The following is a 23636-nucleotide window of genomic DNA, read 5'->3' as shown; positions in this document are numbered from 1 at the left end:
TGAAAAGCACACGAAAGGGTGATCGCCGCCATCCACCCAATTGACGTTTTACCGCCATAAATCGGGCGCGATTATGGAGGGTTACGAGGCGGAGCCGGGATGGGTGATCCGTCGGGACCGCCAACGGGCCCTGCTTTGAAGGCCGGTGAACAGATAGGCGAGGGCCAGGACCGACACCGACAACGCCAGCGCCACCCCCACCGGGTGCGCCACGGCCCCGAGGGCACCCGCCACCCACCGGTCCGTCTCGTAGGGCCAGCGTGGCCAGACCAGTTCACGCAGCCCGGCCGGAAGGCCGGAGACCGGACGGGAATCCGGCGCCATCAGCGTCCGCCGGACGAGCGGAACGACGAGCACCGGTACGGCAAGTACCGCTGCCACACCGGCCGTTGTCACCCGGAAGATCCCCGCGGCCAGCAGCCCCGCCCAGGCGCACCCGGCGGTCAGGGCCACCCAACTCCCCGCCGAAGCGGCCAAGTCGGGTGGAAGGTGCATCCACGCGGGGCCGTACACGAGGCGAACGGCTTCACCGGAGAGCAGCGCGGCCGCCAGGGCCAGGACCGCGGCGACACCTGCGGTCACCGCCAGCTTCGCCAGCAGCAGCCCCGGGCGGCACTGGACGGCGCCGCGCCCCGCGGCCAGCGCGGGGTAGCGGAACTCGTCGCCGTACGAGAGGGCGCCGAGCACTCCGGCACCGACCGCGGCGGGCGGAAGGGGCAGCAACGACGGCCAGGCCGTCAGGACCTTCGACAGCGGAATGTGGCCGGAGCGGGCGAGGAACAGCGAGAGGACGACCGAGACGACCAAAGTGGCGCCCGCGATCAGGGCCGTGGTCCTGACACCGAGCAGGCGGTGCAGTTCGTAGCGGAGCGGGTGCAGCGGGCCGCCGGCGAGCCCGCTGTGCACGGCCGGCCGTACCGGCACAATCGGCCGTGCGACCCGTCGCGCACCGCGTGCGGTCGCACCGCCGGCTGCTCCGGCGGGACCCGCGGAACCTCCCGGAATGGCCGGATCCGGAGGAGCCCTGTCCGGGGCAGGAGGGCCCGCTCCGTCACGGGACGCCTCGCAGCCCCCGTCGCCCACCTCGTCGGCCAGCCGGTGCACCGGGAGTCCGTGCCGGAACGCGATGTCACCGATCTCCGCACAGTTGGATCCGTACACCGCGAGGCGCCCGCCGTCCTCGGCCACCACCTCGACCGAACGCCGGGCGGCTCGGGCCTCACGGCTGACGGCCGCCGCGAGCCGGGCCGCGTGCGGGCTCCGGACCGCGACCCGGGGGCGGAGCCTGGTCCGGGAGAAGTCGTCGGCTTCCTGGTCGGCGATCAGTCGGCCGCCGCCGATGGAGATCACCCGGTCGGCGTTCCGGGCAGCCTCCCTGGGGTCCGCGGTGGTGTACAGCACGGTTCCGCCCCGGGCCGCGTGGGCCCGGAGCATTCCGTGCAGCCATCGGCTCTCACCCGGGTCGAGGCCCTCCGCCGGATCGTCGAGGACCAGGGCATGCGGATCGCCGAGCAGGGCCGAGGCGAAGGCGAGCCGACGGTCCATGCCGAGCGAGAGCGTGCCGATGCGCCGGTCTCCGGAGTCGGCGAGACCCACCAGGCCGAGCAGTTCGTCCGCCCTGGCCACGGGCACCCCTGCGGCGGCGGCGAGCATTCGCAGCTGCCCGCGGGTGGTCCGGCCGGGGTGGCCCGGCACGTCGCCGAGCACTACCCCCACCTCGCGCGCAGGGTATGGGATCCGGTGCAGCGGCCTGCCCCGGAAGTAGGTGACCCCTCGCCCCGGATCGAGTTCGAGCATGAGACGGAGAGCCGTGGTCTTGCCCGAGCCGGGGGCGCCCAGCAGTGCGGTGACGCGGCCCGGCCGGGCCTCGAAGGTGAGATCGTCCACAGCGGCCGGAAGACCGCGGCGTGGGGCGCTGGTGATTCCGATGGCCTGGAGCATCGCTTCTCTCGCGGTAGGTGAGACCGCTCGGCGGCAGGACGGTACCGCAGAAAGATAACGCGACATATCCGACTTTTTGCGCAGCACCGGAACTGCGGTGTTCCGCGGGGTCAGACCTCCGGCCTCAGCATCGGAGGATTGAGCACGGTGGCGGCACCGGCCCGGAAGAGCTGGGCCGGGCGCCCGCCCTGACGTGTGGTCGTCCCGCCGGTGGGCATCAGGAAGCCAGGGGTTCCGGTGACCTTGCGGTGGAAGTTTCGTGGGTCGAGAACCACACCCCACACCGCTTCGTACACCCTCCTGAGCTCACCGACCGTGAACTCGGGAGGGCAGAAGGCGGTGGCCAGCGAGGAGTACTCGATCTTGGAGCGGGCTCGCTCGACCCCGTCGGCGAGGATCCGCGCGTGGTCGAAGGCCAGCAGGTCGTGACTCTCGTCGTCGCGGCCGAAGCCTCCCCCCGTCCCGAGCAGGTCATCGACCGGCGACCATCGCGCACTGTGCGCGTCGCCACCCGCGCGCGGGGCGGGCAGGTCGGGGGCGAGGGCGAGGTGGGCGACGCTGACGACCCGCATCCGCGGATCACGGCCGGGGTCGCCGTAGGTGGCGAGCTGTTCGAGGTGGGCGCCGTTGCCGATCGACGGGGCGACCGGGTCATGGGCGCACAGGCCGGTCTCCTCGACGAGTTCGCGCGCCGCTGCGGCACCGAGATCCTCGTCGGCTCTGACGAATCCGCCGGGCAGCGCCCATCGGCCCTGGAACGGTGACTCACCACGGCGCACCACGAGCGCGCAGAGCGCGTGGCGGCGCACGGTGAGCACGACCAGGTCGACGGTGACAGCGAAGGGCGGGAAGGTCGACGGGTCGTAGGGCGGCATGCGGTGATCATAGTCGTCTGCCTGACGATAAGCACTCCCTTCACCATTCCTTCGAGGAGCACTTCACCGTCCCGCCCCGCCGGGGCGGGACGGTTCGCGGATCATCCTTCGTCACCGGGTGCGCGCCGCCCGGGGACCGCCCGCCCGGCCCGGCGCCGGGTGGCCGCCGTTCCGGGGCGGGTGGGGCCGGACGGTGCCCGCTTCCGGCGCGAGGCCGCCTGCCTCGCCGCGCGGAACCGTGGGCCGCGTTCCGCCCGGTGGCCGCCCCCTTCCGTGCGGGCCTCGCGCTCCCCGCGCAGGCAGCGGCGCAGTGTCTCCGGATCGAGGCCCTGGTTGCACGCCTCGTGCAGAAGCTGAGCGAAGGTGTACTCGGGATCCAGCCGCAGGGCGAGTCCCAGCGCGACCCGTGCGGCCGGTTCGTCACCCGTCGACCACAGGACCCAGCCGGCCAGGGTGAGCGGTGCCGCGGCATGCTCCTCGAAGGGCGCCACGCAGCGGCGGGACAGCGCGCGCCAGAGCCGCAACGCCGCGTGCGCCTCGGGGCCCTCCATCCATTCCGCGGCCCGGTCGCGGGTCTCCCGGTCCTGCAGGCCGAGAATCATCGCCGCGGCCTCGTCGGAACTGATCAGCCGGTCGTCACCGAGGTCCGAGACGGAGGGCGTCGCGGCCGGGGCGTCACCGAACCGCTCGACGAGCCTCCGGGCGAGGTCCAGGGTGTTCCGGGCCACTTCCCGGCGTCCCTCCTCGTCGAGGAGCCTGGGCATCAGCTCGGCTCCCGCCGCGTCGAGCGCCCGCTGCTGGCCCGGCAGCACGGAGGTCTTCAGCGGAGCAAGCCGCGCCTCCATCTCGCGCAGCGTTCCGCGCACATGGATCCCCGCGTACGTGGCGGCGGCCGCCATCACCGACGTGCCGGGCATGGCCATCTGGTTTCCCTCCGCCGGACAGCAGCGCTCGTCCGGGCAGCAGTAGGACCAGTAGCGCCCGTCGGCGATGCAGAGGGCTTCCAGCACCGGCACGTCCAACGCACCGCAGGCCCTGCGCAGATGCTGCGCGAGTGGCCGCAGCCGCTCCATGACCCGGCTGCCGGACTCCCCCTCGGCGGGATCCTGGCAGAGAAAGACGACGATCGCGTCGGGCCTCTCCCCGCGCCGCTCGCTCCCCTTGACCAAGCACTCGGCCAACTGCTCGGCGACGGGCTCCCACTCCTGGGGCGACCGGGGAATGCCGAGCCGGAGGCGTCCGCCGAAGCGGCCCCGGCCACCGTGCAGAGCCACCATGACCACGCTGTCGTTCGGGTGGAATCCCATGAGGTACGGAAGGGCGTCGGCGAGGTCGGCGGGGCCCCGGAGGGTGATCTGCTGGGCTTCGGCCGGACCGGTGGATTCGTGGTGTTGGTTCATGGCACGACCGTCCCGCGTGCGGCGAAATTCCGCGACCCCTGTGGATAACTTTGTCCACAGGGTCGCGGGGGTGCTCGCCGGATCCGTGTCCATCGTGTTCCATGGCGGGAACGACCGGCCCAGGCCGGACGCCGGGCCCCGGCCGGAGGGCGGGGCGCGGACCGTGAACGGGGTGCGGTTGCGCGAGCGGTCTCAGCCCGTCGCGGCGAGGACCAGCGGCAGTACCTGCTCGGCGCCCGCCCACCTGAGCAGCCGGGCGGCGACGGCCAGGGTCCAGCCTGAGTCGGTCGCGTCGTCCACGAGCAGGACGGGGCCAGGGGTGCGGGCCAGGGCGTCGGCCAGCTCCTCGGGCACGGCGAAGGCGCCGGACAGCCCTTTGAGGCGCTGGGCCGAATTGCTGCGCCGTGCCGCGTGCGCGCCGTCCGGTCCGGTGTACGCCAGAGTGCCGAGGAAGGGGAGGCGGCCGACGGAGGCGATGCCCTCCGCGAGGGAACCGACCAGTCGCGGGCGGGCCAGGGACGGGACGGCGACGACGCCGACCGGCCGGGCGGCCGCGTCCGGCACGCCCGGTGCCCACCCGCCCGGGGAGCGCGCCCAGTCGGCGAGGACCTCCACCGCGGCCCGCAGTACGTCGTCGGGCACCGGCCCGTCCGGCGCGTTCTCCGCCAGGAGCGGGCGGAGCCGGTTGCCCCAGCCGATGTCGGAGAGCCGGCCGAGGGCGCGCCCGGTGGAGCACTGCTCCTGGGCCGGGATGCGGCCCTTGAGCTCGATGCCCAGCGCGGGCATCCCCGTCGGCCACATCCGGCGCGGCTCGATCTCCGCGCCGGGGCGGTCCAGCTCCTTCGCGGCCCCCGTCAGCGCCTCGGACGACACCGCCGTGTCGGCCCAGGCTCCCGCGCAGTTGTCGCAGCGGCCGCACGGCGCCGCCCCCTCGTCGTCCAGCTGACGGCGCAGGTACTCCATCCGGCACCCGGACGTGCTCGCGTAGTCGCGCATGGCCTGCTGTTCAGCCGCCCGCTGCCGCGCCACCCACGCGTACCGCTCGGCGTCGTAGACCCACTCGGCGCCGGTGGCCGTCCAGCCGCCCTTGACGCGCTTGACCGCACCGTCGACGTCCAGCACCTTCAGCATCGACTCCAGGCGGGTGCGCCGCAGGTCCACCATGGCTTCCAGGGCCGGCACGGAGAGCGGCCGTCCCGCCCCGGCCAGTGCCGAAAGGGTCTGCCGGACCTGCGCCTCGGGAGGGAAGGCCGTATCGGCGAAGTAGCGCCAGATCGCCTCGTCCTCCTTGCCCGGCAGCAGCAGCACATCCGCATGCGCCACGCCGCGTCCGGCACGCCCCACCTGCTGGTAGTAGGCGATCGGCGAGGACGGGGAGCCGAGGTGGACCACGAAACCCAGGTCGGGCTTGTCGAACCCCATGCCCAGGGCCGATGTCGCGACCAGTGCCTTGACCCGGTTCTCCTGCAGGTCCGTCTCGGCCTGGAGCCGGTCGGCGTTCTCCGTCCTTCCGGTGTACGAGGCGACGGCGAAGCCGCGCTGCCGCAGGAACGCGGTGGCCTCCTCCGCCGCGGCGACGGTGAGGGCGTAGATGATCCCGGACCCCGGCAGCTGGTCCAGGTGCTCGGCGAGCCAGGCCAGCCGGTGCGGGGCGTCCGGCAACCGGACGACGCCGAGCCTCAGGCTCTCCCGGTCGAGCGGGCCCCTCAGCACCAGGGCCTCGCCCGCGCCCGTGCCCAGCTGCTCGGCCACGTCAGCGGTGACCCGCTCGTTCGCGGTCGCGGTGGTGGCCAGAACCGGGACGCCGGGTGCGAGCTCGGCGAGCATCGCCCGCAGACGGCGGTAGTCCGGCCGGAAGTCGTGTCCCCAGTCGGAGATGCAGTGCGCCTCGTCCACCACCAGAAGGCCGGTGGTCGCCGCGAGTCTGGGCAGCACCTGGTCCCGGAAGTCCACGGAATTGAGCCGCTCCGGGCTCACGAGCAGGACATCGGTCCCGCCGCGCTCGACCTCCCCGTAGATGGCCTCCCACTCCTCCGGGTTGGCGGAGTTGATGGTGTGCGCCCGGATACCGGCGCGGGCCGCGGACTCGACCTGGTTGCGCATCAGCGCCAGCAGCGGCGACACGATCACCGTGGGCCCGGATCCGCGCCGCCGCAGCAGCGCGGTGGCGACGAAGTACACCGCCGACTTGCCCCAGCCCGTGCGCTGCACGACCAGCGCCCGGCGGCGCTCCTGCACCAGGGCCGACACCGCCTGCCACTGGTCTTCCCGCAGCCGTGCCGAACCTCCCGGGTCGCCGACGAGTTCGGCGAGGATGGCATCGGCTTCGGCTCGGAGCTCCAGGTTGTCCATGCCTCCATGCAACCCGATGGCTCGGACAATCGGCGAATCCGCCTCGTACCCCGGGTACGGTCCCCGGGACGGCGGAGGTGCCCCGGTCGGCCGGGGCGGACGGGACGTTTCCGCTGGTCCCCGCTGTTCGGACGGGACGAGAGGCATCGGCCGGGCCTGCCGTGGGCAGGGATAAGGGAGTCATTCCGGCGCATTCCCGTCAGCCACGCCGATTGCTCGTTGCCGCCCGCCGGTACGCCAGGAAGAATTGGGGGTGCTCCCCGCACCGTCCCTTCCGCGGCCCGGAAAGGCTGTGCCGAGGTGCGCCCTCACTCGACCCGCCCGCACCACGGGCGCGTATGCGAAGGGAGGACCGTGACCTTCGGATTCGCTCCGTCCGCCACCACGTCGATATCGGCGTCCGCCACCCCGGCCAACCGTCTCACCAGGATGCTGGAGCCGGCCGAGTGGGCCGAAGCGGGCATACCGCTGCTGCGCAGCCCCCGTGAGATCGTCACCGGCCTGCACGCCCGGCACGGTCCGGCCCCGGCGACCGCCGTGGTGGCCGTGCTCGACCATGAGGAACGCGTCGCCGCCAGCGCCTCGTTCACACGCCGGGCCTCGGCGGTGGACGGCTGGGAGTTCCGTAACGCGCTGCTGACCCATCTGCGCCAGGTCATCCCGCACGATCTCCGCCTCCGTACCCCCGTCCGCACCGCGGTGCTCCTCTACTGCCGCGAGGGGGACGAGCGTTGGACGGAGGAGGACGGGGCGTGGATGTGGGGCCTGCGCGACGCCTGCACCCTGCACGGGCTGCGGTGCGGGGCCTACATCACGCTGACCCGGAACGGCTGGCGGGTGCTCGGCGAGGGCCGGGGCGGGCGGCGCCCCGACTCCCTGTCGCACCCCGCCGCCCTCGGCGACATCTCGCTCGGTCAGGAGCCGGCCGCCCCGCTGCGGACCGGCGGCGGTGCGGCGCACGCGCTGCGCCGCACGGCGGCCCGCTGACCCGCGGCCGCGCGCCCGGCCGCCCTCTCGGACCGCCGGACCGCCACGGCCCCGGGTGTCTCGCCGTTCGGCGAGGTCAGACGGCTGCGCCGAGCACCGCGTTGACCCGCTGCGGATCACCGCAGACGATCAGCAGCGCTCCGGCGCGCTCCCGCGCACCGGTCACCACGTCGGCGACGGTGTCACCGCCGTTGACGGCGACGATGACCACCGGCCGGGTCCGCACCCGGCCCACGGCGGCGGCACCGGCGAAGAAGACGTCGTCGCCGGCCTCGTGGTGGGCCCAGTAGGCGGCCTCTCCGAAGGAGAGTTCGTGGGTGGCCCACGGGTGCTGCTCGCCGGTGGTGAGCACCAGGACCTCGCCCGGCGCGCGGCCGGAGTCGAGCAGCAGGTCCAGTGCTTCGTCGGCGGCGTCGAGTGCGCCGGCCTCCGAGGCGGGGATCAGCTGGATCTGCGGTGCGGAACGATTCTCCGCCGGGTGGTCGGAGGCCGGCTGCGGGCGCGGTGCCGGGGGCGCGGGCCTCGCGGGGCCGGGCCCGGGGCGACCGGGACGCGGCGTGGCCGCGGAACGCGGGCCGGGTACGGGACGGGGGGTCGACGCGGTACGGCCGGTGGCCGGAGTGGTGCGAGGACCCTGGGCGCTCTCGTGAATCTGAGGCTCCTCGGGGGTGAGAGGCATGGGTGGTTGTCTATCAAACGCCGGTGCGGCGGGCATCGGCGGGTGGGCACTTGCGCGATCAGAAGTCGAAGCCGAGCTGGCCCCCGCTTTCCAATGCCGCCGCCTCGGCGGAGAAACGGACCTTCTTGAGGTGCCGCCACCTGGGCAGCGCGTCGAGATAGGACCACGAAAGCCGGTGGTGGGGTGTCGGCCCCCGCTCCTCCAGCGCGGCCCGGTGCACGGGGGACGGGTATCCGGCGTTCGCCCCGAAGGCGAAGTCCGTGTACTCGCCGGTCTCCGCGCCCAGTTCGGCCATCATCGTGTCCCGGTGGACCTTCGCGATCACCGAGGCTGCCGCGACCGCGATGCAGGACTGGTCGCCCTTGATCACGGTGCGGACCTTCCACGGCTGTCCCAGGTAGTCGTGCTTGCCGTCGAGGATCACCGCGTCCGGCCGCACCGGCAGGGCCTCCAGCGCACGTACGGCGGCCAGGCGCAGCGCGGCCGTCATCCCGAGCTCGTCGATCTCCTGCGGGGAGGCGTCGCCGAGGCCGAACGCGGTGACCCAGCTCTCCAGCACGGGTGCCAGCTCCGCGCGGCGCTTGGGGCTGATCAGCTTGGAGTCGGTGAGTCCGGCGGGAGGCCGGCGCAGGCCGGTGACAGCCGCGCACACAGTGACCGGCCCCGCCCATGCTCCGCGTCCGACCTCGTCGACACCGGCGACGGTCCTGGCACCGGTGGTGGCGCGCAGTGAGCGCTCGACGGTGTGCGTGGGTGGTTCATACGGCATGGCGCCTGTCAGCGTACGCCGAAGGGGACTTCGACGACACCCCGGGGCCGTCAGTACGGGTCGTAGGGGTCGTACGGATCGCTCGGGTCGCCATCGCGTCCGTCCCCGGTGCGCCACGGGGCGCAGGACTCCTCCGTGCTGTGGACGCTCCGCTTGCTCAGGATGTCCCGGGCCCGTGCCTCGCCCCAGCTGGTGGCGTACCAGGGGGCCTCGTCGTCGTTCAGTGTGCGCTCGATGTCGCGGAGCGCACAGGAACGCAGGGGCTCGGGCAGTGTGTCCAGGGCCGGTACGGCGTCCGCCGACAGGCCGCTGAGGTAGTCGATGTCGATCGCGTGGTCGGCGCGGTACCGCTGGACGTTCTGCTCCGCTATCAGCCCGTCCGGCGAGAGCAGCCCGAACGCGAGGACACCCACGGCGGCGCTCGCGGCGACGGCACGCGGCAGCATGCGGGCACCGAAGAACCCGGCGGCCATGATCAGGACGATCACCACGCCCAGCCAGAGCTCCACGGCGGCCACGGAGATGCGCAGCCGGGTCAGGCCGTAGGCGTCGACGTAGAGGTCCATCCTCCGCAGCGCGGAGGCCACGACAGTCAGGGTGAGCAGGCACAGTGCTCCGAGCACGGACCGCACCAGCGTCCGGTCGCCGCCCCGCCCCCGCGGGGCCCAGCGCAGTGCGAGCGCGATCACCAGCAGGGTGAGCACGGTGGCCCAGAGGAGCTGCCAGAAGCCCTGCCGGGCGTAGGCGGAGTAGCTGAGGTCTGTCTCGGCCATCACCTTGTCGTACCCGCCGAGCAGCACGGTGAGCTGGACGGCGACGAAGACGGCGAACAGCAGGTTCAGCACGATGAGCGGCAGGGCCCATTCCAGCCGTCCGCGAGCCTTTCCGGGGCGTACCGCGATGCCGTCCCAGCGCACGGGCGCGGCCGCGGCGTACCCGGCGGCGAGTGCGCCGACCAGGCCGGTCATGAAGAGGAGCAGCCGCCACGGGCTGTCGCTGACCGACACGTTGGGTATCAGGTTGCCGAGCACATCGGCGAAGGCGGCGTCGGCGCTCGCGAACAGCGCGCCGAACACGACGAGGAGGACGACGGCGACTCCCACGCTGCGGACCACGCCGCCCAGCCGCTTCCGGGGGCCGTTCATCCGGGCACGCACGCCGCGCCCGCCCCAGGCCAGCCCGTCGGCGACGGCGCAGAGCAGCCCCAGCGAGCCGAGGAAGACACCGAGCCAGCCGCGGCTGCCGTGCAGGGCGAGGGAGCCGAGCGCGACGGCCGACACCACGGCCAGGAAGACCGGCCAGCCGGCGTCCCGGAGCGCCGGTACAGCGAGCAGCGCCAGTCCGCCGAGTGCCCAGAAGGCCGTCCAGGGGCGCAGGCGTCGGCCGGTCGGCCGCACCGCGAAGAAGGCCCCGAGCGCCGCCGGGACCGCGACGATCAGCGCGTTCACCCCGAGGCCGTCGCCCAGCAGCAGGGCGCTGAGCAGTGCGGTGACGACGGCGCAGCAGAGCGTCGCCGTGCCGATGACGGCGGGCTCGGCCGGGCGCAGCGTCGACAGCGTGGAGGGACGGGGCTGCGCGCCGGGGCGCTGCCAGGGGTTCGCCGGGTACTGCTGTGGCCCGTTGCGCTGGGCGTACGCCGGTACCTTCGGCGGTTCGACCCCGGCCCCGGGGAGTTCGGACGGCGTCCCCGGCGCCGCTCCGGACCCGGGTGTTCCGGTTCCGTCCGGCGGGCCGGACGGGCCGGATCCCTGGGACACCCCGGGCTCCGGTGATACGTGTTCGGACATGGGAATCCTCCCCCCGCCGGGGAACCGCGCGCATCGCCCCGAACGCGGGTCGTGCAGGGCGGCGGCTGGGGCACCCCGGCCTCTCTCTTCGGCGCGCGCCTGTCTGGATGATCATCGGCGGCGGCGTGGCCGAAAGAGTAGCCCTCCCCCACTGCCGGGAACCGGGGACGGGAGAGCTGTGTCCGTACCGTGACAGTCGGCGGCGCGGCCGGTGTCCGCGTCCGCCCGCCCCGGACCGGTGCCCGGGGCCGTCCTACCGAAGGAGCCAGTCCGGCAGTTCCTCGGTCCGCGCCGTCCAGTCGGCGGGCGGTGCGCCCGCGCTGCCCGCGGCGACGACACCGCCGACGATCGCGCAGGTCGTGTCGACGTCCCCGCCGGCCTGTGCGGTCGCCCAGAAGCCCTGCTCGAAGTCGCCGAGGTTCCGCGCGGCCGACCAGAGGGCGAACGGGACGGTGTCGTGCGCGCTGGTGCGGCGGCCGTTGCCGAGCACCGCCGCGACCGTCCCGGTGTCGTCGTAGTCGAGCATGTCGCGGGCACGGCGCAGCCCGGCGCCGACGGCGCTGCGCGGGACGAGGGCGATGACGCCGTCGAGCAGCTCGCCGGGGGTGGGCGGTCCGGCCGGTGCCGCGGCCAGTGCGGCGGCCGCGGCGACGGCCATCGCCCCCATCACCGCCTCGCGGTGCTGGTGCGTGGTGTACGAGGAGATCTCGGCCTGGTGCGTGGCCTGCTCCGGGTCGTCGGCGTACCAGGCGCCGAGCGGGGCGATGCGCATCGCCGAGCCGTTGCCCCACGAGCCCTGGCCGTTGAAGAGCGCGGACGCCAGCTCCCGCCAGTCCTCGCCCTCCCTGACCAGTCTGAGCAAGCGGTTCACGGCCGGGCCGTACCCGCGGTCGAAGTCGTGGTGGTCGGCGAAGGAGCGGGCGAGCGCGTCCTGGTCGATCCGTTCGTGCCGTGCCAGGACGGCCAGTACCGAGCACGCCATCTCGGTGTCGTCCGTCCACTGCCAAGGAGCGGGCGGGAGGGTCCGCTGCTTGAGCAGCGGGTAGTTGGCGGGAACGAAGAACTGGGAACCCAGCGCGTCTCCCACACAGAGCCCGCGCAGACTGGCGAGGGCTCGTTCGAAACGTTGGCCGGAGGCCGATTCAGCGGTTGTCATCGCCTTCCCACTCTATCCGGTGATGCCGTACGGCTCAGGGGTTCGCCAGCGCTCGAACGGCCGGTCAAGGGTGTAGCGCCCGTCCGCTCCGAGGGTCAGCGTCCGGGTCTCCCCGTTGCCCGGGTTGGACAGTGATTCGAACTCGGCGACCGACCAGTGGAACCAGCGCATGCAGAACAGACGCATGGTCAGGCCGTGCGTGACCAGCAGGACGTTCTCCGGATGGTCGGGGGCCTCGAAGCTGCGGTGCAGGCTCTCCAGGAAGGCCCCCACCCGGTCGTACACATCGGCCCCGGACTCCCCCTGGGCGAAGCGGTAGAAGAAGTGGCCGTACGCGTCCCGGTACGCCTTCTGCAGGCGTACGTCGTCCCGGTCCTGCCAGTTGCCCCAGTCCTGCTCGCGCAGGCGCGGCTCCTCGCGCACCCGTACCCGCTCCAGGTCCAGGTCGAGGGCGCGGAAGGTCTCATGGGTGCGGCGGTAGGGCGAGACGTAGACACTGACCCGCTCGCCCGCGAACAGCTCGCGCAGCCCGGCACCCGTCTCCCTGGCCTGCCTGCGCCCGGCCGAGGTGAGCCTCAGCGCGTGGTCGGGTTCGCGCTCGTACACCGTGTCGTCGGCGTTGCCCTCGGACTCCCCGTGCCGGACGAGGACAATGCGTTGCGGTCGTGCCATGTACCCGACCCTAGGGGGTGTCGCCCCGACGGGCGGGGGGCCGGGGTTCTGTCGAGCGGCCGGCCCGCCTCCATCCGGATGATGTCGCCGGTGAAGCGGTGGCGCAGCCGCCGGTCGTGCGAGACCACGACCAGCGCGCCCGTCCAGTGCGTGAGCGCCTCCTCCAGTTCCTGTACGAGTCCGAGCGCCAGGTGGTTCGCCGGTTCGTCGAGCAGCAGCAGATCCGCCGGGCGGGCCAGGAGGCGGGCGAGGGCCAGTCGTCTGCGCTGGCCGGCCGAGAGCGATCCGACCGGCACCCGGAGATCACGGGAACGGAACAGCCCGTACGAGAGGATCAGGTCGGCCTGCTCGTCCTCGGTGAGCGGCAGACCCCGGCCGAAGGCGGCGAGCACGGGCTCCGCCGGCCGGTGCACCGGGATCTCCTGGGCGAGGTAGCCGATCGCGCCCCGGCGGGACACGCGGCCCGCGTCCGGTTCGAGCACTCCGGCCATGACCCGGAGCAGCGTGGACTTTCCCGCGCCGTTGCCGCCCCGGATCAGGAGTCTGTCACTCGCTGTCACGGAGAGCCGCTCGACCACGAGCCGGTCACCCACCCGCACGTCCGTCAGGGAGACCAGCTCGCCCCCGGTGGCACCGGCCGTCGGCAGGACGGAGAACGCGAGGGGGTCGGGCGGTCTGGGTACGGGGTGTGCCCGCAGCCGCTCCAGTCGCTTGCGCGCGTTGCGGACCCGGCCGGAGACCGAGGCCTGGACCCGGCCACCGGCGCGGTCGTACGCCATCTTGTTGTTGTCCTTGATGGGGCGGCCCGTGGCGATGCCGTGGGCCGTCGTCGCCGCGTACTCCTCCAACCGCCCGGTCTCCTCGCACCACTGGGCGTAGGACTGCTCCCAGCGCTGTCGCGCGGCGCGCTGCTCGGCGCGGAATCCGTCGTAGCCCCCGCCGTAGCGCACGACCGTCCGCCGGTCGGCGTCCACCTCCAGGATCGCGGTGGCGACACGCTCCAGGAACGTCCGGTCGTGGGACACGGCGATCACCGTGCCGGGGTGGGCGCACAGCTCGCCCTCCAACCAGTCGAGCGCGGCCTCGTCCAGATGGTTGGTGGGTTCGTCGAGCAGCATCACCTCGGGGCGAGCGGCCATCAGACAGGCCAGACCCAGTCTCGCCTGCTCCCCGCCGGAGAGACTGCCGAGCTTCCTCGAATGCCCTATGTGCGCGAGGCCCAGGCCGTGCATCGCCCTGTCGACGCGGGCATCGGCCTCGTATCCCCCGCGCAGCTCGAAGGCGGTGAGCAGCTCCCCGTACGCGGCGAGCCCGGGACCGTCCGCCTCGCCGAGCGACGCCTCGGCCGCCCGCAACTCCTCTTCCATCGCGCGCAGTTCCGCGAGCGCGTCGTCGACGGTGTCCTGGACCGTGCGTCCGGGCGGCAGTCCAGGGGTCTGCGGCAGCAGCCCGGCGCCGCGGGCGGCAGCGGTGAACGCACGCCCGGAGTCGGGGGGTTCTAGCCCCGCGAGGACCCGAAGCAGGGTCGTCTTCCCCGCCCCGTTCTCCCCGACGATGCCGATCCGCTCCCCCGGGCGCACGGTCAGTGACACGTCGTCGAGCAGGAGCCTGTCACCACGGGACAGGGTCACCCCACGCAGAGCGATCTGGGTGGGCACAAGAACACCTCCAAACTAATGCACATCTTGTTGCGTTAAAGCGAGTGTGGCACACTGGGAACCACTAACGCAACTGGAGTAGCAATTGAATGAGCGACGACCCCCCGAAGCCACCCCGCCCGCTGCGGGGGAGGTGCCGACGCCCCCACCCCTCGCCGAGACCGCCGCGACAGCCGACCCTGCGGCCCCCGGCACCCGCCGCCCCGGGGGAAGGACGGCCCGCACCCGGGCCGCGGTGCGCGACGCGGTCCTCACGGGTCTGGCCGAGCACGGCTATCCCGGGCTCACCATCGAGTACGTCGCGGAGCATTCCGGCGTCCACAAGACGACTCTCTACCGCCGCTGGGGGAACCTCGAAGGGCTGGTCGCCGACGCCCTCGACCTGGCCGGCGAGGACAGCTGGACCCCACCCGACACCGGATCGCTGGAAGGGGATCTCCGCGCCCTGGCCCGGACGACGGCCGCTTCCTTCGCGGACCCGGCCGCGGCGGCCGCGCCCACCGCGTTCATCGCCGCGGCCTTCCAGTCCGAGCGCGCCGCCGAGGCGCTGCGCGCCTTCTACCGCGAGCGGTTCACCCGCTGCGAAGCCGTCGTCTCGCGCGCCGTCGCCCGGCAGGAGCTGGACCGGGGCACGGATGCGGGGGCGCTGGTCAGATCGGTGGTATCGCCCCTGTTCCTCGGGTTGTTCATCACCCGCGAGCCGGTCGGGACCGAGCTGGCCGACCGGTCCGCGGCGGTGACCCTGGCGGCCGCCCGTGCCGGAGTCTTCAACTCACCGGCGAAATCCACCTGATGGGCCCGGAGCGGAGCCCCCGGCTCACCGGTCCCGCCGAATCGGCACGGCCCCTGCCGGTCACACGGCCCGCAGCCGTTCCACCCGTCAGACCGTCCACGACGGTTCGAGCTGGACGACGTCGCCCGCCAGCTCCGCCACATCATCCTCGGTCTGCGCCCGCTGCGTCAGCCGTTCGATGCTCCCGGCCCGGTACTTGCCGCGCTCGGCGCTCGACTGCCACATCGACAGCACGAGGAACTCCCGCCCCGGCGCCTCTCCGAACACCCCGCGCAGCATGCCCGGGGACCCGGCCATCGCCGGGTTCCACACCCTCTCCTGCATCAGCGCGAAGTGCTCCACCCGGTCCTCGCGCACCCGGCTGTGCGCCACCCGGACCACATCGGCGTCGGTGAACCGCGGTTCGAACCCCGTCTTCACGTCGAAGCGGTGCTCGAAGAGCTTGACCTGTGCGGCGTTGTACGTACCGGACTGCTCGGCCGCCAGGGCGTCGTGCGCCCGCGCCATGAACGAGTCGTAGAAGACACGGCTGTCCCAGAAGGAGAAGACATGGGCGACCTCCGGGTGGAGGCGGCTCCATCCGCCGCCCTGCCCCCGGAATCCGGGCTCGCCGAGCAGCCCCGCCCACTCCCGCTGCCCCCGCTCGAAGCCTCGACGGTCCATCACGGTGCAACGAATCCACTTCACCAGCACCAAGTCATCGTACGGCGCCGGACGTGGTACGGGTCACTGCCGGACGGAGCAACCTCCCCAACCGGCCGCCGCGGACCGCAGAATGACCTCCATGTCCTCGTTGCACACCAACCCCCTGTTCTCCCGGCTCGAATCCGCGGAGCGCGTCCTCGTCGCGGGGGCCGGCGGAGGTTTCGACATCTACGCGGGGCTTCCCCTCGCGCTCTCGCTGTTCCACCAGGGCAAGCAGGTACAGCTCGCCAATCTGTCGTTCAGCGCCCTCGCGGGACTTCCCGCCGCGTCCTGGCTCGCCCCCGACGTCGCCGCGATCACTCCCGAAACCGCCCCGCACCAGGCGTACTTCCCGGAGCGGACGCTCGCCCAATGGCTGAAGCTGCACGGCTACCCGTGCACGGTCCACGCCTTCTCCCGGGTCGGCGTACAACCCCTGCGCGCCGCCTACCGGGCGCTGATCGAGCGGTACGACATCGACGCGGTCGTCCTGGTCGACGGCGGTACGGACATCCTGATGCGCGGCGACGAATCCGGGCTCGGCACCCCCGAGGAGGACCTGACCAGCGTCGCCGCGCTCGCCGCGATCGACGTACCGGAGCGCTTCGTGGTGTCCGTGGGTTTCGGCGTCGACGCCTACCACGGGGTCAGCCACGGGCTCGTCCTGGAGAACATGGCCGCGCTCGAACGCGACGGCGCCTACCTCGGCGCGTTCTCCGTCTCCCGTTCGACGCGCGAGGGCGCGCTCTTCGTCGACGCCGTCGCGCACGCCCAGCACCACACCCCCGACCACTCCAGCATCGTGAACGGTTCCATCGCCGCCGCCGCCCAAGGGGCGTTCGGAGACGTCCAATTCACCTCACGCACCCGTGGCAGCGAGCTCTTCATCAACCCACTGATGACGCTCTGCTTCGCCTTCGAGCTCGAGGGCGTGGCCCGCAACTGCCACTATCTCGACCGGATCGAGCACACCCAGCTGATCCGTCAGGTCAGCAGCGTGATCGAGGAGTTCCGTGACGAGATCACGCAGCGGCCGCCGCGCCGGATCCCGCACTGACCACCGGCGCCCACCCCGGCCGCGCCCGCCCGTCCCGGTGGCCCGATCACGTCGCTCCGCGCCGATTCGGTTGGATCCACGGCCTGTTGCGGACATGATCGGGCAGTGTCAACGGTTCGACGGTCCAGCGGGAAGCCCGGGAGGCATGTGTGAGCAGCCCCAACAAAGACGTGGACAAGGTCGTGATCAGGCTCAAATGGGACCCCAGCCCTGCGGGATCCCCGGCCCACGATCTCGACATCATCGCCGCGACCTACCTCGCCGAAGCCCCGTACGGCGACCCGGCGTATCTCGTGCACTTCGACAGCCGCTCGCCGGACGGCACCATCACCCTCAACCGTGACAGTCGGACCGGCCAGGGCTTCGGCTTCGACGAGGAGATGACGCTGGAGCTGGACCGTGTGTCGAGCGCGTACTCCCGGGTGCTCGTCGGTGTCGCCATCCAACAGCGCGAAGGGCACTTGACGTTCGCCGAGGTGGCGGGCACGGGGATGCAGGTCCGGGAGGGCTACACGGTTCTGGCGGAGGACGACTTCTCGTCGGTCGGCTCGGCCACCGCGGCCGTCGTGGCCGAATTCGCCCGCGACGCCTCGGGATCCTGGGTCTTCCACGCCGGTGTCCGGGGCTTCGACGGCACCCCGGGCACGTTCGCCGCGACGATGGGGAACCGTACGCCCGACGCATGAGGCGGCGGCCGACCGCCCCGTACGCACCACGTGACGACGAGAACGGCGCGGCTCCGCCGATGCCCCGACCCGGGCGAAGGTCCTGGTCGGGGCATCGGCGGGCGGGGCGTCAGGCTCCGACGTACTGCGCCAGGTGCTCGCCGGTGAGGGTGGAGCGGGCGGCCACCAGCTCGGCCGGGGTGCCCTCGAAGACGATCCGGCCGCCGTCGTGGCCGGCCCCGGGCCCCAGGTCGATGATCCAGTCCGCGTGCGCCATGACCGCCTGGTGGTGCTCGACGACGATGACCGACTTGCCCGAGTCGACGAGCCGGTCCAGCAGGCCGAGCAACTGCTCCACATCGGCGAGGTGGAGTCCGGTGGTCGGCTCGTCGAGCACGTACACCCCGCCCTTGTCGGCCATGTGCGTCGCGAGCCTGAGCCGCTGGCGCTCGCCGCCGGAGAGGGTGGTCAGCGGCTGGCCCAGGCCGAGATAGCCCAGCCCGACGTCCACGAGCCGCTCCAGGATGCGGTGTGCCGCCGGGATGCGCGCCTCGCCCTCGGCGAAGAACTCCTCGGCCTCGGCCACCGACATGGCGAGCACCTCGCTGATGTCCCGGCCGCCGAGGAGATGATCGAGCACCGACGCCTGGAACCGCTTCCCCTCGCACTCCTCGCAGGGCGTGGCGACCCCGGCCATCATCGCCAGGTCCGTGTAGACGACCCCCGCCCCGTTGCAGGCCGGGCAGGCACCCTCGGAATTGGGACTGAACAGCGCGGGCTTCACGCCGTTGGCCTTCGCGAACGCCTTGCGGATCGGGTCGAGCAGCCCGGTGTACGTCGCCGGGTTGCTCCGCCGGGAGCCCCGGATGGCGCTCTGGTCGACCGAGACCACCTCCGTGCCGCCGGGCATCGACCCGTGCACGAGCGAGCTCTTGCCGGACCCCGCGACACCGGTCACGACCGTGAGCACGCCGAGCGGGATGTCGACGTCGACACCCTGGAGGTTGTGCGTGCTCGCCCCCCGGATCCTCAGCGCACCGGCGGGCTCGCGCACCGTGTCCTTCAGCGCGGCGCGGTCGTCGAGGTGCCGTCCGGTGATCGTGTCGCCGGAGCGCAGCCCCTCGACGGTGCCCTCGAAGCAGACGGCACCGCCGCCCGGACCGGCCCCGGGCCCCAGGTCGACGACATGGTCGGCGATGGCGATCGTCTGCGGCTTGTGCTCCACCACGAGCACCGTGTTGCCCTTGTCCCGCAGCCTCAGCAGCAGGTCGTTCATCCGCTGGATGTCGTGCGGGTGCAGGCCGATGGTGGGTTCGTCGAAGACATAGGTGACATCGGTGAGCGAGGAGCCGAGATGGCGGATCATCTTGACGCGCTGGGCCTCGCCGCCGGAGAGCGTGCCCGAGGGCCGGTCCAGCGAGAGGTAGCCGAGCCCGATCTCCACGAACGAGTCCAGGGTCTGCTGCAACGCGGCGAGCAGCGGGGCCACCGAGGGGTCGTCGAGGCCGCGCACCCACTCGGCCAGGTCGCTGATCTGCAAGGCGCAGACGTCGGCGATGCTCAGCTTCCCGATCTTCGAGGAGCGGGCCTCCTCACTGAGCCGGGTGCCCTCGCACCCGGGGCAGGTGGTGAAGGTGACGGCCCGCTCCACGAACTCGCGGATGTGCGGCTGCAACGCCTCCTTGTCCTTCGAAAGGAAGGACTTCTGGATCTTGGGGATCAGTCCCTCGTAGGTGAGGTTGACGCCCTCGACCTTCACCTTGGTCGGCTCCCGGTGGAGGAAGTCGCGCATCTCCTTCTCGGTGAACTCCCGGATCGGCTTGTCCGGGTCGAGGAAGCCGGACTCGGCGTAGACCCGTACGGTCCAGAAGCTGTCCGATTTCCAGCCGGGGATGGTGAACGCGCCCTCGGAGAGCGACTTGGTGTCGTCGTACAGCTGGCTCAGATCGATGTCCGAGACCGTGCCGCGGCCTTCGCAGCGGGTGCACATGCCTCCGGTGCGGCTGAAGGTCCGCTTGACGGTCCTGGTCCGGTCGGCGCCCCGGTCGACCTTGAACGCGCCGCTGGCCTGGACCGACGCGACGTTGAAGGAGAAGGCCTGGGGCGACCCGATGTACGGCTTGCCCAGCCGGCTGAAGAGGATGCGCAGCATCGCGTTGGCGTCGGTGGCGGTGCCGACCGTGGAGCGCGGGTCGGCACCGAGGCGCTGCTGGTCGACGGTGATCACGGTGGTCAGCCCGTCGAGCACATCGACCTCGGGCCGCGCCAGGCTCGGCATGAAGCCCTGCACGAAGGCGCTGTACGTCTCGTTGATCAACCGCTGCGACTCGGCCGCGATGGTGCCGAACACCAGTGAGCTCTTGCCCGAGCCGGAGACGCCCGTGAACACCGTCAGACGGCGCTTCGGGATCTCGATGCTGACGTCCTTGAGGTTGTTCACACGCGCGCCGTGCACGCGGATCATGTCGTGACTGTCCGCTGCGTGCCGCTCGGGCGCCGCCGTGTCCGTCCTCTTGGCCATGCTGGTCGTGTCTCCATCTGTCGGGCGGGACCCCCCGGGTGCGGCGGGAGGCTCATGTGCGCGTGGAACCGCACGCACCGCACGCTAGTCGCGGGCCGGTGGCCGCGCTTCTCGATTCCTGACCGGTCTGGTGACCTGCTTCGCCACGCATGCGGGCATCCCCTCCGTGGCCCGCGCGGCCTCCCGCCGGTAGGTGCTCGGCGCCATGCCCACCAGCTCGGTGAAGCGCGTGCTGAAGGTACCCAGCGACGAGCAGCCGACCATGAAGCAGACCTCGGTGACACCGAGGTCGCCGCGGCGCAGCAGGGCCATCGCCCGCTCCACGCGCCGGGTCATCAGGTAGCCGTACGGGGACTCCCCGTACGCCTGCCGGAAGGCGCGGCTCAGATGCCCCGCCGACATGTGCGCGCCACGGGCCAGCGTCTCGACGTCGAGCGGCTGCGCGAAGTCGCGGTCGATCCGGTCGCGGACGCGGCGCAGCCGCGCGAGGTCGCTCAGCCGCTGTGCCTCATCGGGTCTGCTCGTCATCTGCGCGATGGTGCCACACGGCTCGGACAGTCGCCCCTCGCGAACGTCGGAGCCTCGGACCGTCCCGAGTACGCCGGAGGGCGCCGGCCGCTGGCCGACGCCCTCCTCACCCGGTGACCGGGGTACTCCGATGATCAGCTGCAACCGCTGGTCGAGCCGCAGCCCTCGCAGATGTAGCAGGAACCGGCACGCTGCATCTTGGTGCCGCAGGAGAAGCAGAGCGGCGCGTCCGCGCTGATCCCGAGCTGCATCTCGACGAGCTCCGCCGAGGTGTGCGCGGTCTTCGGGGCGGGCTTCTCCGCCTCCTGCACCGGGGCCACCGCCTTCAGCGGCTCCGTGCGCACCGGGGCCGACTGGGCCAGGCTCTCGACGTCCAGGTCCTCGTCGTCGAGGGAGGGCTCATACGAGCCGGTGTCGAGGTGGCGCTGGCGCTCCTCGGCCGAGTGGATGCCGAGCGCGGAGCGGGTCTCGAAGGGCAGGAAGTCCAGCGCGAGGCGGCGGAAGATGTAGTCGACGATCGACTGCGCCATCCGCACGTCCGGGTCGTCCGTCATACCGGCCGGCTCGAACCGCATGTTGGTGAACTTCGAGACGTAGGTCTCCAGCGGCACGCCGTACTGCAGACCGACCGAGACGGCGATGGAGAAGGCGTCCATCATGCCCGCGAGGGTGGAGCCCTGCTTGGACATCTTCAGGAAGACCTCGCCGAGACCGTCGTCCGGGTAGGAGTTGGCGGTCATGTAGCCCTCGGCGCCGCCCACCGTGAAGGAGGTGGTGATGCCGGGACGGCCCTTGGGGAGGCGCTTGCGGACCGGGCGGTACTCGACGACCTTCTCGACCGCGGTACGGATGGTCTCCTCGGCCTTGGCCGTGACCTCGGCCTTCTCCTTCTCCTTGGTCTTCGCGGAGAGGGGCTGGCCGACCTTGCAGTTGTCGCGGTAGATGGCGAGCGCCTTGACGCCCATCTTCCACGCCTCGAAGTAGACCTCCTCGACGTCCTCGACGGTGGCCGTCTCCGGCAGGTTCACCGTCTTGGACAGCGCGCCGGAGATCCACGGCTGGATCGCGGCCATCATGCGGACGTGGCCCATCGCGGAGATGGAGCGCTCGCCCATCGCGCAGTCGAAGACCTCGTAGTGCTCGGTCTTCAGGCCGGGGGCGTCGATCACATTGCCGTGCTCGGCGATGTGGGCGACGACCGCCTCGATCTGCTCCTCCGGGTAGCCCAGGCGGCGCAGGGCCTGCGGGACGGTGCCGTTGACGATCTGCATCGAGCCGCCGCCGACCAGCTTCTTGAACTTGACCAGGGCGAGGTCGGGCTCCAGGCCGGTGGTGTCGCAGGACATCGCCAGGCCGATGGTGCCGGTCGGCGCGATGACCGAGGCCTGCGCGTTGCGGAAACCGTTCTTCGCGCCGAGGCGGAGGACGTCCTGCCAGGCCTCCGTCGCGGCGGCCCAGATCGGGTTGTCCAGGTCGTCCGTGCGGACGGCGGCCGTGTTGGCGTCGGCGTGCTGCTTCATGACGCGCTGGTGCGGCTCGGCGTTGCGGGCGTAGCCGTCGTACGGGCCGACGACCGCGGCGAGCTCGGCGGAGCGCTTGTACGAGGTACCGGTCATCAGCGAGGTGATGGCACCGGCGAGGGCGCGGCCGCCGTCGCTGTCGTAGGCGTGGCCGGTCGCCATCAGCAGGGCGCCGAGGTTGGCGTAGCCGATGCCGAGCTGGCGGAAGGCGCGGGTGTTCTCACCGATCTTCTGGGTCGGGAAGTCGGCGAAGCAGATGGAGATGTCCATCGCGGTGATGACCAGCTCGACGACCTTGGAGAAGCGCTCGACGTCGAACGACTGGTTGCCCTTGCCGTCGTCCTTGAGGAACTTCATCAGGTTCAGCGAGGCGAGGTTGCACGAGGTGTTGTCCAGGTGCATGTACTCGGAGCAGGGGTTCGAGCCGTTGATCCGGCCGGACTCCGGGCAGGTGTGCCAGTGGTTGATCGTGTCGTCGTACTGGATGCCGGGGTCGGCGCAGGCCCAGGCGGCCTCGGCCATCTTGCGGAAGAGCGACTTGGCGTCGACCTCCTCGATGACCTCGCCGGTCATGCGGGCGCGCAGCCCGAACGTGCCGCCGGACTCGACGGCCTTCATGAACTCGTCGTTGACCCGGACCGAGTTGTTGGCGTTCTGGTACTGGACGGACGTGATGTCGTCGCCGCCCAGGTCCATGTCGAAGCCCGCGTCGCGCAGGGCGCGGATCTTCTCCTCCTCCTTCACCTTGGTCTCGATGAAGTTCTCGATGTCGGGGTGGTCGACGTCGAGGATGACCATCTTGGCCGCGCGCCGGGTGGCGCCGCCGGACTTGATCGTTCCGGCGGAGGCGTCGGCACCGCGCATGAAGGAGACCGGGCCGGAGGCGTTGCCGCCGGAGGAGAGCAGTTCCTTGGAGGAACGGATACGGGAGAGGTTCAGGCCGGCGCCGGAGCCGCCCTTGAAGATCATGCCCTCTTCCTTGTACCAGTCGAGGATCGACTCCATGGAGTCGTCGACGGACAGGATGAAGCAGGCGGAGACCTGCTGCGGCTGGGGCGTCCCGACGTTGAACCAGACCGGGGAGTTGAAGCTGAAGATCTGGTGCAGGAGGGCGTACGCCAGCTCGTGCTCGAAGATCTCGGCGTCCTCGGGGGAGGCGAAGTAGCTGTAGTCCTCGCCGGCCTTGCGGTACGTCTTCACGATCCGGTCGATGAGCTGGCGCAGACCGGTCTCGCGCTGCGGGGTGCCGACGGCCCCGCGGAAGTACTTGCTGGTGACGATGTTGACCGCGTTCACCGACCAGAAGTCGGGGAACTCGACGCCACGCTGCTCGAAGTTGATCGAGCCGTCGCGCCAGTTGGTCATGACGACGTCACGACGCTCCCACGCCACCTCGTCGTACGGATGCACGCCGGGGGTGGTGTGGATGCGCTCGATACGCAGCCCCTTGCTCGACTTGGCTCCCTTGGTACGGGAACCTCGTGCCGGGCCGCTCGCCGTCTCTGTCATGCCGCCTCCCATATGTGGGCAAAAACACCCTGAAGTGCCCAGAACTTCCCGGGCACTGTCTGTCTCTGATGCTTCGAACGCCA

At 71.8% G+C, this 23636-nt stretch carries 18 protein-coding genes; 4 read left to right on the top strand and 14 right to left on the bottom strand.

Going from position 1 to position 23636, the window contains the following annotated elements; translation table 11 throughout:
- Positions 1 to 81: 81 nt before the first annotated feature.
- The 4 genes from ACF08W_RS28355 to ACF08W_RS28340 all read right to left on the bottom strand — a co-directional run bounded on the left by ACF08W_RS28355 (position 82) and on the right by ACF08W_RS28340 (position 6568).
- Entirely contained in the window at positions 82 to 1941 is a 1860-nt protein-coding gene (locus tag ACF08W_RS28355) for an ATP-binding cassette domain-containing protein (protein ID WP_392280952.1), read from the bottom strand.
- A 110-nt stretch (positions 1942 to 2051) separates the two neighbouring features.
- The gene (locus tag ACF08W_RS28350) at positions 2052 to 2816 is read right to left on the bottom strand and encodes an NUDIX domain-containing protein (RefSeq protein WP_392280951.1); all 765 of its coding nucleotides are present in this window, start codon (positions 2814 to 2816) and stop codon (positions 2052 to 2054) included.
- 101 nt (positions 2817 to 2917) lie between these two features.
- Positions 2918 to 4216 (bottom strand): DUF4192 domain-containing protein, encoded by a 1299-nt coding sequence (locus tag ACF08W_RS28345; protein ID WP_392280950.1) that lies wholly within the window; start codon positions 4214 to 4216, stop codon positions 2918 to 2920.
- Positions 4217 to 4408: 192 nt separating this feature from the next.
- Entirely contained in the window at positions 4409 to 6568 is a 2160-nt protein-coding gene (locus tag ACF08W_RS28340) for a RecQ family ATP-dependent DNA helicase (RefSeq protein WP_392280949.1), read from the bottom strand.
- A gap of 354 nt (positions 6569 to 6922) precedes the next feature.
- On the opposite strand from ACF08W_RS28340, the gene ACF08W_RS28335 reads away from it, so the two are divergent.
- Entirely contained in the window at positions 6923 to 7555 is a 633-nt protein-coding gene (locus tag ACF08W_RS28335) for a hypothetical protein (RefSeq protein ID WP_392280948.1), read from the top strand.
- A 76-nt stretch (positions 7556 to 7631) separates the two neighbouring features.
- On the opposite strand, the gene ACF08W_RS28330 is transcribed toward ACF08W_RS28335, so the two are convergent.
- From ACF08W_RS28330 to ACF08W_RS28305, 6 genes are all read right to left on the bottom strand, one after another.
- The gene (locus ACF08W_RS28330) at positions 7632 to 8234 is read right to left on the bottom strand and encodes a hypothetical protein (RefSeq protein WP_352279504.1); all 603 of its coding nucleotides are present in this window, start codon (positions 8232 to 8234) and stop codon (positions 7632 to 7634) included.
- A gap of 58 nt (positions 8235 to 8292) precedes the next feature.
- Positions 8293 to 9003, bottom strand: a complete 711-nt coding sequence (locus ACF08W_RS28325) for a ribonuclease HII (protein WP_352279506.1) — start codon at positions 9001 to 9003, stop codon at positions 8293 to 8295.
- Positions 9004 to 9053: 50 nt separating this feature from the next.
- Positions 9054 to 10790, bottom strand: coding sequence for a DUF4153 domain-containing protein (locus ACF08W_RS28320; RefSeq protein ID WP_392280947.1), 1737 nt, complete (start codon positions 10788 to 10790; stop codon positions 9054 to 9056).
- A 253-nt stretch (positions 10791 to 11043) separates the two neighbouring features.
- Positions 11044 to 11946: an ADP-ribosylglycohydrolase family protein gene (locus ACF08W_RS28315; RefSeq protein ID WP_352279510.1), complete on the bottom strand. Its 903-nt coding sequence runs from the start codon at positions 11944 to 11946 to the stop codon at positions 11044 to 11046.
- Positions 11947 to 11958: 12 nt separating this feature from the next.
- Positions 11959 to 12618, bottom strand: a complete 660-nt coding sequence (locus tag ACF08W_RS28310; protein ID WP_392280946.1) for a histidine phosphatase family protein — start codon at positions 12616 to 12618, stop codon at positions 11959 to 11961.
- Entirely contained in the window at positions 12522 to 14276 is a 1755-nt protein-coding gene (locus ACF08W_RS28305; protein WP_392280945.1) for an ABC-F family ATP-binding cassette domain-containing protein, read from the bottom strand. Before ACF08W_RS28305 ends, ACF08W_RS28310 begins: the two co-directional genes overlap by 97 nt.
- Before the next feature lie 133 nt (positions 14277 to 14409).
- On the opposite strand from ACF08W_RS28305, the gene ACF08W_RS28300 reads away from it, so the two are divergent.
- Positions 14410 to 15069, top strand: a complete 660-nt coding sequence (locus ACF08W_RS28300; protein WP_392280970.1) for a TetR/AcrR family transcriptional regulator — start codon at positions 14410 to 14412, stop codon at positions 15067 to 15069.
- 87 nt (positions 15070 to 15156) lie between these two features.
- Here ACF08W_RS28300 and ACF08W_RS28295 read toward each other — a convergent pair whose 3' ends face one another.
- Positions 15157 to 15762 (bottom strand): YdbC family protein, encoded by a 606-nt coding sequence (locus ACF08W_RS28295; protein ID WP_352279515.1) that lies wholly within the window; start codon positions 15760 to 15762, stop codon positions 15157 to 15159.
- 91 nt (positions 15763 to 15853) lie between these two features.
- Between ACF08W_RS28295 and ACF08W_RS28290 the strand changes: the two genes are divergently transcribed.
- Together ACF08W_RS28290 and ACF08W_RS28285 are read left to right on the top strand one after the other, a co-directional pair.
- Positions 15854 to 16810, top strand: a complete 957-nt coding sequence (locus tag ACF08W_RS28290) for a DUF1152 domain-containing protein (protein WP_392280944.1) — start codon at positions 15854 to 15856, stop codon at positions 16808 to 16810.
- A gap of 149 nt (positions 16811 to 16959) precedes the next feature.
- Positions 16960 to 17496, top strand: coding sequence for a TerD family protein (locus tag ACF08W_RS28285; RefSeq protein ID WP_392280943.1), 537 nt, complete (start codon positions 16960 to 16962; stop codon positions 17494 to 17496).
- 109 nt (positions 17497 to 17605) lie between these two features.
- Here the strand turns inward: ACF08W_RS28285 and ACF08W_RS28280 are convergent, their stop codons facing one another.
- The 3 genes from ACF08W_RS28280 to ACF08W_RS28270 all read right to left on the bottom strand — a co-directional run bounded on the left by ACF08W_RS28280 (position 17606) and on the right by ACF08W_RS28270 (position 23553).
- Positions 17606 to 19996 (bottom strand): ATP-binding cassette domain-containing protein, encoded by a 2391-nt coding sequence (locus ACF08W_RS28280; protein ID WP_385205359.1) that lies wholly within the window; start codon positions 19994 to 19996, stop codon positions 17606 to 17608.
- An 84-nt stretch (positions 19997 to 20080) separates the two neighbouring features.
- Positions 20081 to 20524: a helix-turn-helix transcriptional regulator gene (locus tag ACF08W_RS28275; protein WP_352279519.1), complete on the bottom strand. Its 444-nt coding sequence runs from the start codon at positions 20522 to 20524 to the stop codon at positions 20081 to 20083.
- 134 nt (positions 20525 to 20658) lie between these two features.
- Positions 20659 to 23553: a vitamin B12-dependent ribonucleotide reductase gene (locus ACF08W_RS28270; protein ID WP_385205355.1), complete on the bottom strand. Its 2895-nt coding sequence runs from the start codon at positions 23551 to 23553 to the stop codon at positions 20659 to 20661.
- Between the last annotated feature and the right edge of the window lie 83 nt (positions 23554 to 23636).

This window comes from Streptomyces sp. NPDC015144 (assembly GCF_043079735.1).
Taxonomy (GTDB): Bacteria; Actinomycetota; Actinomycetes; order Streptomycetales; family Streptomycetaceae; genus Streptomyces.
Note: the sequence above shows the minus strand (reverse complement) of the source record. Positions and strands in the feature narration are given on the sequence as shown.

Excerpts from the sequence above, each read along its gene's own strand:
- ACF08W_RS28310 (WP_392280946.1), bottom strand. The coding sequence starts at position 12,618 with ATGGCACGACCGCAACGCATTGTCCTCGTCCGGCACGGGGAGTCCGAG.
- ACF08W_RS28315 (WP_352279510.1), bottom strand. The coding sequence starts at position 11,946 with ATGACAACCGCTGAATCGGCCTCCGGCCAACGTTTCGAACGAGCCCTC.
- ACF08W_RS28350 (WP_392280951.1), bottom strand. The coding sequence starts at position 2,816 with ATGCCGCCCTACGACCCGTCGACCTTCCCGCCCTTCGCTGTCACCGTC.
- ACF08W_RS28355 (WP_392280952.1), bottom strand. The coding sequence starts at position 1,941 with ATGCTCCAGGCCATCGGAATCACCAGCGCCCCACGCCGCGGTCTTCCG.
- ACF08W_RS28270 (WP_385205355.1), bottom strand. The coding sequence starts at position 23,553 with ATGACAGAGACGGCGAGCGGCCCGGCACGAGGTTCCCGTACCAAGGGA.
- ACF08W_RS28320 (WP_392280947.1), bottom strand. The coding sequence starts at position 10,790 with ATGTCCGAACACGTATCACCGGAGCCCGGGGTGTCCCAGGGATCCGGC.
- ACF08W_RS28275 (WP_352279519.1), bottom strand. The coding sequence starts at position 20,524 with ATGACGAGCAGACCCGATGAGGCACAGCGGCTGAGCGACCTCGCGCGG.
- ACF08W_RS28280 (WP_385205359.1), bottom strand. The coding sequence starts at position 19,996 with ATGGCCAAGAGGACGGACACGGCGGCGCCCGAGCGGCACGCAGCGGAC.
- ACF08W_RS28330 (WP_352279504.1), bottom strand. The coding sequence starts at position 8,234 with ATGCCTCTCACCCCCGAGGAGCCTCAGATTCACGAGAGCGCCCAGGGT.
- ACF08W_RS28290 (WP_392280944.1), top strand. The coding sequence starts at position 15,854 with ATGTCCTCGTTGCACACCAACCCCCTGTTCTCCCGGCTCGAATCCGCG.
- ACF08W_RS28340 (WP_392280949.1), bottom strand. The coding sequence starts at position 6,568 with ATGGACAACCTGGAGCTCCGAGCCGAAGCCGATGCCATCCTCGCCGAA.
- ACF08W_RS28345 (WP_392280950.1), bottom strand. The coding sequence starts at position 4,216 with ATGAACCAACACCACGAATCCACCGGTCCGGCCGAAGCCCAGCAGATC.
- ACF08W_RS28325 (WP_352279506.1), bottom strand. The coding sequence starts at position 9,003 with ATGCCGTATGAACCACCCACGCACACCGTCGAGCGCTCACTGCGCGCC.